Annotated in this window: 12 protein-coding genes; 7 read left to right on the forward strand and 5 right to left on the reverse strand. The window is 67.4% G+C overall.

Annotated elements, in window-relative coordinates; translation table 11 throughout:
• Positions 1-88: 88 nt before the first annotated feature.
• On the forward strand, positions 89-1507 hold the full coding sequence (locus U5A57_RS37155) for a PLP-dependent aminotransferase family protein (protein WP_321916876.1): 1419 nt from the start codon (positions 89-91) through the stop codon (positions 1505-1507).
• Positions 1508-1531: 24 nt separating this feature from the next.
• On the opposite strand, the gene U5A57_RS37160 is transcribed toward U5A57_RS37155, so the two are convergent.
• Together U5A57_RS37160 and U5A57_RS37165 are read right to left on the reverse strand one after the other, a co-directional pair.
• Positions 1532-2836 carry an MFS family transporter gene (locus U5A57_RS37160; RefSeq protein WP_321916878.1) on the reverse strand — a complete coding sequence of 435 codons (1305 nt, stop codon included), beginning with the start codon at positions 2834-2836 and terminating at the stop codon, positions 1532-1534.
• A gap of 247 nt (positions 2837-3083) precedes the next feature.
• Positions 3084-4667, reverse strand: a complete 1584-nt coding sequence (locus U5A57_RS37165) for an MDR family MFS transporter (RefSeq protein ID WP_321916879.1) — start codon at positions 4665-4667, stop codon at positions 3084-3086.
• A gap of 111 nt (positions 4668-4778) precedes the next feature.
• Here U5A57_RS37165 and U5A57_RS37170 point away from each other — a divergent pair, with 111 nt between their 5' ends.
• From U5A57_RS37170 to U5A57_RS37180, 3 genes are all read left to right on the forward strand, one after another.
• Positions 4779-5519 carry a TetR/AcrR family transcriptional regulator gene (locus U5A57_RS37170; protein WP_321916881.1) on the forward strand — a complete coding sequence of 247 codons (741 nt, stop codon included), beginning with the start codon at positions 4779-4781 and terminating at the stop codon, positions 5517-5519.
• 89 nt (positions 5520-5608) lie between these two features.
• Positions 5609-7171: a deoxyribodipyrimidine photo-lyase gene (locus tag U5A57_RS37175; RefSeq protein ID WP_321916904.1), complete on the forward strand. Its 1563-nt coding sequence runs from the start codon at positions 5609-5611 to the stop codon at positions 7169-7171.
• 198 nt (positions 7172-7369) lie between these two features.
• Positions 7370-7780: a response regulator gene (locus tag U5A57_RS37180; protein ID WP_028205606.1), complete on the forward strand. Its 411-nt coding sequence runs from the start codon at positions 7370-7372 to the stop codon at positions 7778-7780.
• Between the two features lie 124 nt (positions 7781-7904).
• Here the strand turns inward: U5A57_RS37180 and U5A57_RS37185 are convergent, their stop codons facing one another.
• The gene (locus U5A57_RS37185; protein WP_321916884.1) at positions 7905-8531 is read right to left on the reverse strand and encodes a Fur family transcriptional regulator; all 627 of its coding nucleotides are present in this window, start codon (positions 8529-8531) and stop codon (positions 7905-7907) included.
• Positions 8532-8588: 57 nt separating this feature from the next.
• A complete protein-coding gene (locus U5A57_RS37190) occupies positions 8589-9215 on the reverse strand; it encodes a glutathione S-transferase (protein ID WP_321916886.1) in 627 nt (208 codons plus the stop codon).
• A 220-nt stretch (positions 9216-9435) separates the two neighbouring features.
• On the opposite strand from U5A57_RS37190, the gene U5A57_RS37195 reads away from it, so the two are divergent.
• The gene (locus tag U5A57_RS37195; protein ID WP_321916887.1) at positions 9436-11112 is read left to right on the forward strand and encodes an ATP-dependent helicase; all 1677 of its coding nucleotides are present in this window, start codon (positions 9436-9438) and stop codon (positions 11110-11112) included.
• Between the two features lie 12 nt (positions 11113-11124).
• Here U5A57_RS37195 and U5A57_RS37200 read toward each other — a convergent pair whose 3' ends face one another.
• Positions 11125-12072 (reverse strand): phosphoribosyltransferase, encoded by a 948-nt coding sequence (locus tag U5A57_RS37200; protein WP_321916888.1) that lies wholly within the window; start codon positions 12070-12072, stop codon positions 11125-11127.
• Between the two features lie 285 nt (positions 12073-12357).
• Between U5A57_RS37200 and U5A57_RS37205 the strand changes: the two genes are divergently transcribed.
• Positions 12358-12906, forward strand: coding sequence for a molybdopterin-dependent oxidoreductase (locus U5A57_RS37205; RefSeq protein WP_321916890.1), 549 nt, complete (start codon positions 12358-12360; stop codon positions 12904-12906).
• A gap of 10 nt (positions 12907-12916) precedes the next feature.
• A complete protein-coding gene (locus U5A57_RS37210; protein ID WP_321916892.1) occupies positions 12917-14806 on the forward strand; it encodes a hybrid sensor histidine kinase/response regulator in 1890 nt (629 codons plus the stop codon).
• Positions 14807-14847 lie beyond the last annotated feature (41 nt).

Consider the following 14847-nt stretch of genomic DNA (forward strand, 5'->3'; position numbering starts at 1 on the left):
TCCAGCGATGATGCGCGCCGAGCCGCGCGGAGGTAAGCTACAGATCAGTACAATTTCTTCAAACTGTATTGAACACGGAGCAGTACAGATGAAAGACAGAGCGAGAACGGAAGGCTTGCCCATGACGCGCGTCGAGCAGGTGATGCAGGCGCTGCGCGAGCGTATTGCCGCGCGCTCGCTGGCCGCGGGCGCGCGCGTGCCGTCCATTCGCGCGATGAGCGAGCAGCTTGGCGTGTCGAATTCCACGGTGGTGGAGGCCTATGAGCGCCTCGTTGCCGAAGGCGTGCTGGTCGCACGGCGCGGGGCGGGTTTCTTCGTGGCCGGTCACGCGCCGCCGCTCGCGCTTGCCGCGCTCGGGCCGCAGCTCGACCGCGAGATCGATCCGCTCTGGCTCACGCGCCAGTCGCTGCAGACCGAGGCGGGTGCGCTGCGGCCCGGCTGCGGCTGGCTGCCCGCCTCGTGGCTGCCGGAGGACGCCGTGCGGCGCGCGCTGCGCGCCATCGCACGCGATCCGCGCGCGCCGCTCACCGATTACGCCTCGCCGCTCGGCCTGCCCGCGCTGCGCCAGCAACTCGCCTGGCGGCTCGGCCAGCATGGCGTGGAGGCCGCCCCGGAGCAGATCGTGCTGACCGACGGCGGCACCCAGGCGCTCGACCTCCTTTGCCGCTTTCTGCTCGAGCCTGGCGACACCGTGCTCGTGGACGACCCGTGCTACTTCAATTTCCAGGCGCTGCTGCGCGCGCACCGCGTGCGCGTGGTCGGCGTGCCGTACACGCCGACGGGTCCGGATCTCGCCGCGTTCGAGCGCGCGCTGGCCGAATCGCGCCCTCGCCTTTACGTGACGAACTCGGCGGTCCACAACCCCACCGGCGCGACGCTCGCGCCTGCCGTCGCGCATCGCCTGCTCAAGCTCGCGGAGGAACATGACCTCCTGATCGTCGAGGACGACATCTTCGCCGACTTCGAAATCGAACCCGCGCCGCGCCTAGCGGCTTTCGACGGCCTCGCGCGCGTGGTCACCATTGGCAGCTTCTCGAAGACGATGTCGGCGGCGGCGCGCTGCGGTTTCATCGCGGCGCGCACGGACTGGATCGAACCGCTCGTGGATCTCAAGCTCGCGGTCTCGTTCGGCAACGGGGAGATGGTGGCCGAACTCGTGCACCGCCTGCTCGTGGACGGCACGTATCGGCGGCATCTGGACGGCCTGCGCGCGAAGCTCGCCGACGCGATGGGCGACACGCTGCGCCGTCTTTCAGCGCTCGGCCTCACCGCGTGGACGCGGCCGCAGGCCGGACTATTCGTGTGGGCGCAATTGCCGGATGGGCTCGACGCCGCGCAGATCGCGCGCGAGGCGCTGGTGGAAGGCGTGGTGCTCGCGCCGGGCAACGTGTTCAGCGTGTCGCGCAGCGCGGGCGATTTTCTGCGTTTCAATGTTTCGCAGTGCAATCGTCCGAAGGTCTACGAAACGTTGCAGCGTGCGATGGAACGCGTGGCGCAGCCCGTTTGAGCAACGGCGTGCGCCACGCCCGGGTCACGGCTCGTGGCGCAAATACCCTTCCTTGGCCGGATCGCGCATGCGCCACGACACGATGAGCGCAACCGCGCAGATCGCCGTGACGTACCAGTAGAACGTGGTCTCGCTGCCAACGGACTTGAACCACAGCGCGACATATTCGGCCGAGCCGCCGAACAGCGCATTCGCCACCGCATACGAAAGGCCCACGCCCATGGCGCGCACTTCGGGCGGGAACATTTCGGCCTTGATGAGGCCGCTGATCGACGTATAGAAACTGACGATGGCGAGCGCGACGATGATGAGCACGAATGCGGCCACCGGGCTCGACACGTCCTTGAGCGCGTGCATGATCGGCACCGTGCCGAGCACCGAAAGCGAGCCGAAGAGGATCATCGACGTGCGGCGGCCGATCTTGTCGGAAAGCGCGCCGAACAGCGGCTGCATCAGCATGTAGACGAAGAGCGCGCAGGTCATCACGTTGCTGGCGGTCTTCGCGTGCATGCCGGCCGTGTTCACGAGGTACTTTTGCATGTAGGTCGTGAACGTATAGAAGATCAGCGAGCCGCCTGCCGTGAAGCCCACCACCGTGAAGAACGCGCCCTTGTGCTGCCACACGCCGCGAATCGTGCCCGCGTCGCGCTTGTGGCGCGATTCGCTCGTCGAGGTTTCGTCGAGCGACTTGCGCAGATAGAGCGAGATCAGCGCCGCGGCCGCGCCGACCACGAACGGAATGCGCCAGCCCCAGGCCTTCAGTTCTTCCGTGGAGAGCGTCTGCTGCAGGATCACGAGCACGAGCAGCGCGCAGAGCTGGCCGCCAATTAGCGTGACGTACTGGAACGACGCGAAGAAGCCGCGCCGGCCCTTGAGCGCGACCTCGCTCATGTAGGTCGCGCTCGTGCCGTACTCGCCGCCCACCGAAAGCCCCTGGAAGAGGCGCGCGAGCAGCAGCAGGAACGGGGCGAACGCGCCGATCTGCGCATAGGTGGGCAGCATGGCGATTACGAGCGAGCCGCCGCACATCATGAGCACCGAGATCATCATCGCATTGCGGCGGCCGTGGCGGTCGGCGATGCGGCCGAACAGCCAGCCGCCGATCGGACGCATGAGGAAGCCCGCGGCGAATACGCCGGCGGTGTTCAAAAGCTGCGTGGTGGTGTTGCCGCTCGGGAAGAACGCGGGCGCGAAATACAGCGCGCAGAACGAGTAAATGTAGAAGTCGAACCACTCGACGAGATTGCCCGACGAGGCGCCGACGATGGCGAGTACGCGTCGCCTCGTGTCCTGCGCGGATAGCGTGGTTGGGTCGTTCTGGACGTCCATGGGCGGGTCTTCTCCTGGTTGTGTGTTTTATGGCGAGCGGCCGTCATGCAGCCGTCGCGAGAGTTCGAACGCGCGCCGCCGGGTCCCGGCGCGCGGTGCCCGCGATTTTAGCTAACTGTAATTAAATGTGTGGAAAATGTAATGCTGATGCGAGCGGGCCCCATTAGACCGATGGGATGCTGGTTCGCGGGCAAAAAAATGCCAGCGGGAATCCGCTGGCTGGAGGGGAAAAAGCGGCGAAGCGCGCTCAATGCTGCTTGCGCAGCGGCACGTCGCGCAGCAGCAACGACAGCGCGAACGAGAACACCACCACGATCGCAGCCGAGAGGTAAACCGTGTGTAGCGCGCCTGCGAACGCATCGAGATACTGCGCGTGCAGCGTGGGCGGCAGATGGTGGATCACGTCGGGCGTGAGCGGCTGCGGCAGTTGTACGTCGGCCGTGAGCACCTTTTCGAGTCGCGCGTGCAGCCCGTGCGAAAACACGGCGCCGAACGCCGCCACGCCCACCGAGCCGCCAATCGAGCGGAACAGCGTTGCGCCCGACGTCGCCACGCCCATGTGGCGAAACTCCACGGCGTTTTGCACAGCAAGAATCAGCACCTGCATCACCATGCCCAGGCCGCAGCCGAGCAGCCCCATGTAGAGATACATGCGGTGAATGGGCGTGTCGAGCTGCAAGCGCGCGAGCAGGATCATTGCCGCGGCCACGAGCGCCGTGCCCGCAATGGGGAAGATGCGGTACTTGCCGATCTTGCTGATGATGCGCCCGGTGATGATCGACATCACGAGCACGCCGCCCATCATGGGCAGCATCTGCATGCCGGCCTGCGAGGGCGTGGAGCCCTTCACGACCTGCAGATACAGCGGCAGGAACGTGACCGAGCCGAACAGCGACACGCCCACGATGAAGCCGATCAGGCTCGCGAGCACGAAGGTGCGCTGGCGAAACAGTTCGAGTGGCATGATGGGCTCGGCCGCATGCTTTTCCTCGTGAATGAAGCCCGCCACGGCCACCAGGCCGAGCAGCAGCGTGAGCCAGAGCGTGGGCGACGTCCACGGCAGCAGCGAGCCGCCCTCGCTCGTGAAGAGAATCAGGCAGGTGAGGGCGGCGGCGAGCCATGCCGCGCCCATGTAGTCGATCACGTGCTTCACGTGCGCGGCGCGCGGCTTGAACACGGCGCCGATCACCACGAGCGCGATCGCGCCGAGCGGCAGGTTGATGTAGAAGATCCAGCGCCACGACAGATGCTCGACGAGAAAGCCGCCGAGCAGCGGCCCGATCACGGTGGCGATGCCGAACACGCCGCCGAACATGCCCTGATACTTGCCGCGCTGCGCGGGCGGGATGACATCGCCGATGGCGGCCATCGTCACGACCATGAGGCCGCCGCCGCCAATGCCCTGAAGCGCGCGCAGCACGATGAGCTGCTCCATGTTCTGCGCCACGCCGCACAGCGCCGAGCCGATCAGGAAGATCACGATGGCGGCCTGCAGCACGATCTTGCGGCCGAACAGGTCGCCGAACTTGCCATACAGCGGCACGACGATCGTCGAAGTGAGCAGGTAGGCCGTGACGACCCACGAGAGCCGGTCGAGCCCGCCCAGCTCGCCGACGATGGTGGGCAGCGCCGTCGAGACGATGGTCTGGTCGAGCGCCGCGAGCAGCATGACGAGCAGGAGCGCCGGAAACAGCAGCCGGATGGGCGGATGGCCGCCCCGCGGATGGCCGCCGGCATCGGCAGCAGCCGGGCCCGACGCCGTCGCCGCGGCTTTTGCGCTGGCGCTGGCTCCCGCCGTGGCGGGCGCAGGGTGTTTCGTGCTGGGTTCCATCGTCGTGTCCATCTATCTTGAATTTAATTAATTCGGAGGTTAATATTAGGACAATTATTCCAGTTGGTCAAAATTCAATTCGTTACCGAGTTGCTAACCGATAGAACGCCTATGAAAGCGCCAGAACACACCCTCGACAGCGCAGGCGGCGCGCCAGGCCGGCCCGCCGCGCGCCGCCCCGGCCGGCCGAGCGGCGGCGTGGGCGGGGCGGAGCAGCGCGCGCGTTTGATCGACGCCGCGCTCGTCCTGTTCGCGCGCCAGGGCATTCTCGACACGTCGCTTGCCGCCATTGCCCGCGAGGCCGGCGTCACGCCCGCGATGGTTCACTACTACTTCAAGACGCGCGACCAACTGATCGACGTGCTGATCGACGAGCGTTTCGTGCCGCTGCGCGAAGCGCTCGGCGACATCTTCGCGGAGCATCCCGACGATCCTGTGAAGGCGCTCACCGCGCTGGCGCAGCGCTTCGTGGCGGTGGGGCAGCGCAATCCGTGGTTTCCGCCGCTGTGGGTGCGCGACGTCATCAGCGAGGGCGGCGTGCTGCGCCAGCGCATGCTCGAGCGCCTGGGCCGTGAGAACCAGGAAAAGGCCCACACGGCGATTGCGCGCTGGCAGCGCGAGGGCCGGCTCAACGCGGCGCTGGAGCCTTCGCTGCTGTTCCAGTCGCTGATGGGCCTCACGCTGCTGCCGCTCGCCACCAGCCAGATATGGCGCGGCGACGCGGCGCAGCCCCATGTTGGCGTCGAGACGATCGCGCGCCATGCGGTCGCGCTCATCACGCAAGGCGTGGGACCGGCCCGCGTAGACAGCCCCGCCGATACGCGCGTTGATACGGGCATTGATACGGATTAATCGCCGCCGCGCGCCGTGGTACGCTCCGTGACCTTTGCGGCACGGCTCGTGCGCTGTGCCGCGCGAATGTTTCCCGGTCGAGGTCCGGTCTGCCTTCTTCTTCCGTTTCTTCCCGCGCTTCTTCCAGGCAAGCGCCCGCCATCGTCTGGTTTCGCGATGATCTCCGGCTTGCCGATCAGCCAGCGCTCGCGCAGGCCGCGGCGAGCGGCCTGCCGCTGATCTGCGTCTGGATCCACGATCCGCGCGCCTCGGGCGAACGCCCGGAGGGCGGCGCGGCGCGCTGGTGGCGTCATGAGTCGCTGCGGGCGCTCGATGCCGCGCTAACGGCGCGCGGCGGCCACCTGCTTCTCCTGCAAGGCGACGAAGTGGCAACGCTGGACGCCCTCGTCACGGAAACCGGCGCGCAAGCCGTGTACTGGAATCGCCGTTACGGCGCGGCGCAACGCGAGGTCGATCGCGCGCTCAAAACGTCGCTGCGCGAGCGCGGTGTGGAGGTCGAGAGCTTCAACGGGCAGCTCCTCAACGAGCCGTGGACGGTGCTCAATCAGTCCGGCGAGCCGTTTCGGGTGTTCAGCGCCTACTGGCGCGCTTGCCTGCGTATGGGGGACCCGCCACCGCCGCAAGGCGAGCCCGAACGGATGATTTTTCAATCGTTGCCAGCACGTCTTACCCAGCGCGCATCGAAACTCGATGCGCTCGGTCTCGCGCCACGCTCGCCCGACTGGTCGGGCGGCTTGCGCGCGGCCTGGCCAGCGGGCGAGGAAGCCGCGCTGGAGCGCCTGCGAGCGTTCCTTGCCACGGACCTCGACGCTTACGCTGGCGAGCGCGACGAGCCCGGCGACGCCGCCACGAGCCGTCTTTCCCCGTATCTCGCCGTCGGCGCCGTTTCGCCGCGTCAGGTCTGGGCGGCGCTCAAGGCGGCGCAGCACGCGCACGGCCGCGGCTCGGCGCGGCGCGCCACGAGCGCGGAGAAGTTCGCAAGCGAATTGGGCTGGCGGGAGTTCTGCCACTACCAGCGCTTTCACTACGCCGATCTGGCGACGCGCAACCTGCGTCCCGCGTTCGACGCCATGCCGTGGCGTAAGGACGCCGCTGGCCTGAAAGCGTGGCAACGCGGGCTGACCGGCTATCCGCTCGTCGACGCCGGCATGCGCGAGCTTTGGCACACGGGGTGGATGCACAACCGCGTGCGCATGGTCGTGGCGTCGTTCCTGACCAAGCACCTGTTGATCGACTGGCGCGCGGGCGAGTCCTGGTTCTGGGACACGCTCGTGGACGCCGACCCGGCCAGCAACCCGGCCAACTGGCAGTGGGTGGCGGGCTCGGGCGTGGACGCCGCGCCGTATTTCCGCATTTTCAATCCGGTGCTCCAGGGCCAGAAGTTCGACCCGCGCGGCGCCTACGTGCGGCAGTGGGTGCCGGAGTTGGCGGGCCTGCCCGATGCGCTCGTGCACCAGCCGTGGAAGGCCGGCGCGCAGCAGCTGGAAGCGGCGGGCGTGCGCCTTGGCAAGGATTACCCGGAACCTGTTGTCGAGCACGAACTGGCGCGCCAGCGTGCACTCGAAGCCTATGCGCAAACCGGCAAAGCCAAGGGCTTCGCCGCTTCGCGAGAGGGCCGGGAGCAGGGCCAAAAGCAGGGCGGCAAAGCGTGAGCACGGCCGTCATCGGGCTGTCTTGTGTTGCGGCTATCGTGCGCGGCGCGGATGGACGCACGCTCAGCACGCCGGAACCAGACGGCATTAAGATTGCTCTATCAGGACGGCCCGCGGTGCCGTGCGCCCAGCATCACGCCGGGCTCGCAGCCTCGCGGCAATCGGCCTGACAGACAGAAAGGCATGTAAGCAAACACAATGAACGCAGTACACAAGCTCGACCGGACGACCATCGTCCTCGTCGAAGACGACCCGCACAGCCGGGCGTCACTGACTTCGCTGCTGGAGGCGGAGGGCGCGCACGTCGTGGCGGTCGAAGACGCAGAAACGGGCGTCGAAGCAGCCCTGAGCCTGCACCCCGACGCCGTGGTCTGCGATCTCGACCTGCCGGCCATGGACGGCTTCTACCTGATCCAGCGTCTGCGCGACTATGAAATTCGCGGCGATCACGCACCGACCGTCGCGGTCGCGCTCACGGGCCATACCGACGAAAGCTGGCGTTTGCGCAGTATCGGCGAAGGTTTCCAGCACTTCATGACCAAGCCGGCCCGGCCGGAGGAACTCGTGACGCTCTTGAGCGACGCAATCGACGCGCGCCAGTCGCTCTGAGGCGGCGCGCGTAGCGAGGCGGGAAACGTGCGGGTTGAGGGACTGAGGCGCCGCGACAGGCGTATTGCTCGCGATTGTCCGCGATCGTCCACGATTGCCCGCGCGCAACGGCGGGCAATAACGGTTAGCTAACGGACGAGGACTGCGCCGCTTCGGGCGCGGCAGCGGCGCCTGGCTGCGCGGGCTTGCCAGCCTGATTCGGCTGATTTGCCTGACTCTCCTGGCATTGCGCGCAGAGTCCCTTTAGCTCGATCCCGTCGCCGGCGAGCCGGTAACCCGCGGCCTCGATCTGCGCAACGAGCGCCTGGCGCAGCTTCGGTTCGTGCAGCTCGGTGACGTTGCCGCACTGCTGGCACACCACGAGAATGCCGTGCTGGCACTGCGTGAGGTCGTGGCAAACGGCGAACGCGTTGATCGACTCGATGCGGTGAATCAGTCCAGCCGAAAGCAGGAAATCGAGCGCCCGGTAGACCGTGGGCGGCGCCGAACCCGGATGGATCTGGCGCATTTCGTCGAGCAGCGAATACGCCTTGGTGGCGCGTCCCGAGGCAAGCAGCAGTTCCAGCACCTTGCGGCGGATCGGCGTGAGCTTTTCGCCGCGCTCGCGGCAATAGGCCTCGGCCATCGCGAGCGCGGACTCAAGCGTTGCGCCTTGGGCGCCGTGCGAGTGGCCGTGATCGTGGTCGTGCGTCTCGCCGTGCGTGTGACTGTGCAAGGCGGAGGCGTCCGGGGACGGTTTTGCTGTCTTCATGCTTGCGATTATACGGGGCGCGCCGCCGGGCCGCCCGCGCCGTCCTGGAGTGGCCGCTCAGGTGAGCGGCAGATCGATGTACTTGCGGAAGCCCTGGCGCTGCGCAATGCGCTGATACCAGCGTTCGAGGTTCGGCAGCGGCTCGCGCTCCACACCTTCGAGCCCGAACCAGCGCCGTGCGTACGCGCCGAGCACGATGTCCGCGAGCGAGAAGCGCTCGTTTTCGAGGAAGAAGCGGCCTTGCAGGTGGTGGTCGAGCAGCCTCCACAGCGGCGTCAGCTGATCGAGATCGGCGGCGATCTTTGCGGTGTCGCGCTTCTCCGGCGGCGTGCGCACGAGCGCGAGAAACACCGGGCGCTCGGCGGGCGCGAGCGTGCTCATCGACCAGTCGAGCCAGCGCTCGATCGAGGCGCGCACCTTCGGGTCGGTCGGGTAGAGCAGGCTCGAGGGACCGTACTCCATCGCCAGATAGCGCAGGATCGCGTTCGACTCCCACAGCACGAAATTGCCGTCCGAGATCGTCGGGATCTTGCCGTTCGGATTCATGGCGAGATAGGAAGGCTCGTTGAGATGCCCGAACGGGCCGCCCGCGTCGATGCGCTGGAACGGCAGGACGAGTTCATCGCAACACCACAGGACTTTCTGGACATTCACCGAATTGGCGCGTCCCCAGATCGTGATCATCTGGCGCGTACTCCTTGCAAGGGGAAAAGGGGTCAAGCCTGGCGCAGGCCGCCACGATACACGATTCTCGCGCGGTTTTTTGCGCCGCCATGCATTTCGTAGAATAGGCGCTGCGCAGCGCCTCGCGTTCCCCCGCCGCGCCCGATTCGTGCGGCACCGCTCCCTCGATTTCCCGCGCGGTCGCGCCGCCGCGCACCCAACGTACGCCCGAGACCCGCTTATGGCCCGCATTGTCCCCGACGACTGGCAGCATCTCGAAGCCACCGGCGCCGCCGCGCGCGAGCGCGAAACGCTCGCCGCGCTCGCACGCGGTTTGCCCAACGGCTACACCGTCTATCACGGCGTGCACTGGACGCGTCTTTCCGAAGGCTTTTCGGTCTTCGGCGAGGCCGATTTCGTGATCGTGAGTCCGGCCGGCCGCGTGATGATCGTCGAGCAGAAAACGGGCTTTCTGCGCGAAACGCCGGGCGGGCTCGTCAAGGCCTACATGCAGACCGAGCGCAACGTGGCGATCGCGCTGGCGCGCACCGTCGAAGGGCTGCACCGGCGCTTCACCGCAACGTTCGGCGCCGGCACCTACGTGCTCGAAGAGCTGTTCTACTGCCCTGACCACGTGGTGCGCGAGCCGGCGATCGCGGGGGTGAATCCCGCGCGCATCGTCGACGCCACGCGCAAGACGCAGCTCGCCGCCATCGTGCTGGAAGCCATGCCCGCCGACGAGCCGCGCCTGCCGTGCGCCGCGAAAATCCATCACTTTCTCGCCGACGAACTGTCGCTCACGCCCGACACCAGCGCACTGGTCGGCGCGGCGGACACGCTCGTCACGCGGCTCGCGGGCGGCCTCGCCACGTGGGCGCGCCGGCTCGAGTTCGCGCCGTTCCGGCTGCGTGTAATCGGCACAGCGGGCTCGGGCAAGACGCAACTGGCCGTGCAGGTCATGAAGGACGCCGTGGCGCGCGGTGCGCGCACGCTGTACGTGTGCTTCAACCGGCCGCTCGCGGATCACATCGCGCAACTCGCGCCGCCCGAAGCGAAGGTGGCGACCTATCACCAGCTGTGCGACTGGGTCGCGCGCGACGGCGGCCACGTGCCCGATTTCGACAGCCCCGGCGCATTCGACGAGCTCGTGCGGCGCTTCGGCGAGATGCCGGTTGCCGGGCGCTGGCAGTTCGACGTGCTGATCGTCGACGAGGGGCAGGATTTTCAGCAACCGTGGGTCGGTGCGCTCGAGCGTCTGTTGCGGCCAGACGCTGCGTGGTGGTGGCTCGAAGATCCGCTGCAGAACCTGTACGTGCGCGAGCCGCTCGCGCTGGCGGGCTGGACCGTCCTGCGCGAGAACACGAACTACCGCAGCCCGCGCGACATCCTCGCGTTCCTGCGCGACGTGGCCGGACCGACTGTGCCCGCCATCGCGCAGCTTGCCGCGGGCAGTCCGTTCGATGGCTCCGATGTGACAGTGGCGAGCTGGGACGAGCGCGAAGCCGAACCTGGCGCCGAGCCTGGCGTGGTTCTGGCGACCAAACGCGCGATCACGCAGGCGCTCTCGCTCGGCTTTCGCAAGCAGGACATCGTTGTGCTGTCTTATCGCGGGCGCGAGCATTCGCTTTTCACGGCGCTCGACCAGCTCGGCCCGCACCGGCTGCGCAGCTTCACGGGCCAGTACGACCTGTTCGGCAATCCGCAGTACCGCGAAGGCGACGTGCTGCTCGATTCGATCTACCGCTTCAAGGGGCAGTCCGCACCGTGCGTGATCCTGACCGAGGTGGATTTCGAGGCATTCGACGAGCGCGCCGCGCGCAAGCTCTTCGTTGGCGCGACGCGCGCGGCCATGAAGCTCATCGTGGTGGCGTCGCCGCGCGCCGCGCGCTTCATCGAGGGGCAGCGCGGCGGCGCGTAACGGCGTTCTCGCTCAGCTCCAGGCCGAGGCGCCGATCAGCGTGCCCGTGCGCGCGTGGGCGTTCCACCAGATCACGCGCAACAGCGGCGCACTCTGGGCGATCAGGATGGCCTGGACCGGATCGCTCTCGATGAAGTGCGTGACGCCGCTGCGAATGGCCGCGGCGGCCTTGTGCGCCGCCACGGCTGCGGCCGTGTCGTCGTGCTCGTCCGGCCGGCGCATGATCAGTTCGAGGTGCCCGAAGCCGTGACGCTCGAGCCAGGCGAGTGTGCGCTCGCGGTCGATCTCGGGACGCCCCGTGATGATCGCGCGCGCGCGCTTCAGGTCGATGCCGGGCAGGCGCTCGAACGGCACCAGTTCATCGCGCTCGGCGAGCGCGGCGACGAGGTCTTCGTCGTAGCGCGCAACCGGAATGTCGGGGAGCAGGACGCCGTCGAGATCGATCGCGTAGACGGCGTACTCGTGGTCGTCGGCCATGCGCGTGCCCTCGCCGTCGCCGTCGCGAATCCAGTCGGCGCGGTAGCGGTCGGTGTAGGCCTGGCGCTCCCACGGGAAGAGCGCGAAATAGCCGCTTGCATCGATCGAATAATCGGGGCGCAAGCGGCTGAGGTCGTCATAGGCGCCGGTGAGCGTGCGCACGACGAGCCCGTGCTCGCTCAGAAACGCGATGCAGTCCACGAGCGTATGGCCGCGCCCCGCGATGTCCTCGCACAGCAGCACTTTCGCGCCCGGCTCGGGCAGCGGCAACGTGGAGTCCCAGCGCACTTCGCGCGTGGCGCGGTCATAGCGCAGGAACGCGACACCCGCGCCCGTTGCGTGCGAAACCATCAGCGCGAGCGGCGCGCCGCCGCGCAAAATGCCGACCACGAGGTCGAATTCCTCAGCGATCAGCGCCGGTTGCAGCGACTCGACCCAGTGATCGAGCTGTTCGTAGGTGAGCGGAACGACAGGTTTATCCATGGGTTGAAATGAGTGACGAAGCGCGTGCCAGGCAAATGTGCGGCAAATGCACAACGCGCGTTTCCGATAGCGGCGTGCGAGAAAAAGACGGCTATTGTCAGCGCAATGTTTGACGATATTATGCCTATGCTCACCAGCGCCTGCTGGCCTGGCGGGTGGAGGAAGCGGGAAGCCGCGGGAAATGGCGGGACCAGCAGCAGAAAAACGCGGCGCAGCGCCGCGCAAAGACACACGACAACGACGCGAATCATCGCGCGAAAGGGCTCGGGCAAGATGTGGCATGGGATGGGATGGCCAGGCTGGCGGCGCTGGGCCGCCGTGGCGGGGTTCGCGCTCGCGGGCGCTCTGTTGCCGTTCGTGCAGTTTGCACATGCGGCGCAGGCGGCGGGTTCTGCGGGTTCTGCGGGTTCGCTCTCGCTCGACGTGGACGGCGAGGTGCGCGTGACCAACAACGCGGCCCACACGGCGTATCACTTTACTGAGGCGCAGCTGCTTGCGCTGCCCGCGCATTCGATCACGACGGCCACGACCTGGACTCCGCGCTCGACCTTCACGGGCCCGCTGCTCTCGGACGTGCTCAAAACGGTGGGCGCCTACGGCAGCCAGATCGAGATCCACACGCTCGACGACTACACCTGCGTGGTGCCCGTGGCCGACGCCGCGCGCTATGGCGTGGTGGTGGCCTACGAGATGAACGGCCAGCGCCTGACGGTGAGCAATTTCGGCCCGTTGTTCCTGATTTATCCACGCGACCAGCATCCGCTCGAGCTGGATGGCGCGGCCGGCGACGCGAAGTTCGCGTGGCAGATCAAGTCAATGACGATCAAGCGGTGACTGGCGGCTGATGCGACGACCCTTGCGACGCCTGCTGCAGGCGATCATCTGGATGGCGGCGCTGGCGCCGCCCGTGGTGGCGGTCGGCTATCTGCTTTATGCGAATCTGCTCAACCCGCAGGTCGTGCAGCGCATCACGGGCAATTACGACGGCCTGTACTGGGACGCCGCGCAGCTGCAGATTGCCTACGCGCGCTTCGAGAGCCAGTTGCTGATGTTCGCGGACGGCATCGACCGCGATCTCGACAAGGTGCGGCTGCGCTATGAAGTGCTGCAGTCGAAGCTCAACGTGATGAAGGGCTCGACGCTGTCGCTCGACTCCACGCCGGGTTTGAAGCGGCGCCAGGACGCCGATCTCGCCATTCTGGCCGCGACCATTTCCCCGTTCGAAGCCGAAATCGCGACGCTCTCGGACAACCCCGAACGCGCGGTGCCGATGCTCAAGGCGCTCGACCTGCACTGGACCCAGGTGACCGACCTGGCGCTGAACCGGCGTTTCGCCGACGTGACCGAGCGCGAGGCGATCCGGCACGATTTCATCGCCAAGCGGCGCGAACTGTTTGCGTCGGGGCTCGTGCTGCTCGTGCTTTCGGCGGCGGCGGGCGTGCTGCTCGTGATGAACGGCTACCGGCGCACCCGGCTCCTCGACCAGCAGCGCGCGGCGCTCGAAGCCGAGCACCAGGCGAGCCGCGCCGCGCGCGAGGCGAGCATGGCGAAGGACGCCTTCCTTGGCATGATCAGCCACGAACTGCGCACGCCGCTGCACGCAATCGTCTCGTCGATCGAACTGCTCGGCTTCAACTCGCATTCGGAAGCGGACCGCAAGGTGATCCATCGCCTCGAAACCGCCGCACGCCAGCTCGAAGCGCAGATGAAGGATCTCACCGACTACGCGCGCCTTGGCGCGGGCAAGCTCGAATTGCGTCAGGAAGAGTTCGAGCCGCGCGAACTGCTGCAGTCGATTGTCGACGAAAACGAGCAGGCCGCGCGCTCGCGCGGGCTCGCGTTCGAGCATGCGTGGGTGGGACCGCAGCGGCGCGTGGTGGCCGACCCGCACCGCATCCGCCAGATCGCCGGCAACCTCGTGACGAACGCGATCCGCTACACGGAGCGCGGCAAGGTGCGGCTCGAATTCTGGCTGCAGGCGCCCGCGCGGGCCGCGCGGCCCTTGAATGGCGAGGAAGGAGCCGTGCGGCCGGCTGGCGGCGACACGCTCGTGATCGTCGTTGGCGACACGGGGCCGGGCGTGGCGGCAGACCAGATACCGCTCATCTTCAAGGAGTTCACGCAGCTCGACACGTCGCGCTCGCGGCGCTACGAGGGCGCGGGCATGGGGCTCGCGATCGTGCGGGGCCTCGTCGAGCTGTTCGGCGGCACGATCGAGACGCAAAGCCGCGTGGGTAAAGGCACGACCTTCACCGTGCGTATTCCCGTCACGCCGGTCGAGCCGCCGGCGCCCGCGGCCGTGGCCGAAGCGGCGCTGCCTGTGCGGGCGCTGCCGCAGGTGCTCGTCGTGGACGACAACCCGCTCGTGCGCGATTCGCTGTGCGAGATGGTGGCGCATATGGGCTACCGCGCGCTCGCGGCCGGCGATGCCGACAGCGCGCTTGAGCTGCTCGCCCACGAGGCGTGCGATGTCGTGCTGCTCGATCTGCATATGCCGGGGCGCGACGGGTACGATTTCGTCGCGGGGCTTCTAACCGCGCAGGATGTGCTCGGGCAGCCGCGCGTGATCGCGGTGAGCGCCGATGTGGCGGGGCTCGCGGCGATTGGGGATCATGCTGGCGCCTCGGGCGGCGAGGGCGCGCCGTTTTTCGACCGGCTCACGAAGCCGGTGCATTACGAGGTGCTGCGTGCGGCGTTGCAGCGGGCGCTGAGTGTGCCGCGGGCCGCGGCTTGAATTGTGCCTCTTGCTGCTTTGGGCTTTCCTTGTGGTCGTGT

Source organism: Paraburkholderia sp. J11-2, from assembly GCF_905220185.1.
Classification (GTDB): domain Bacteria; phylum Pseudomonadota; class Gammaproteobacteria; order Burkholderiales; family Burkholderiaceae; genus Paraburkholderia.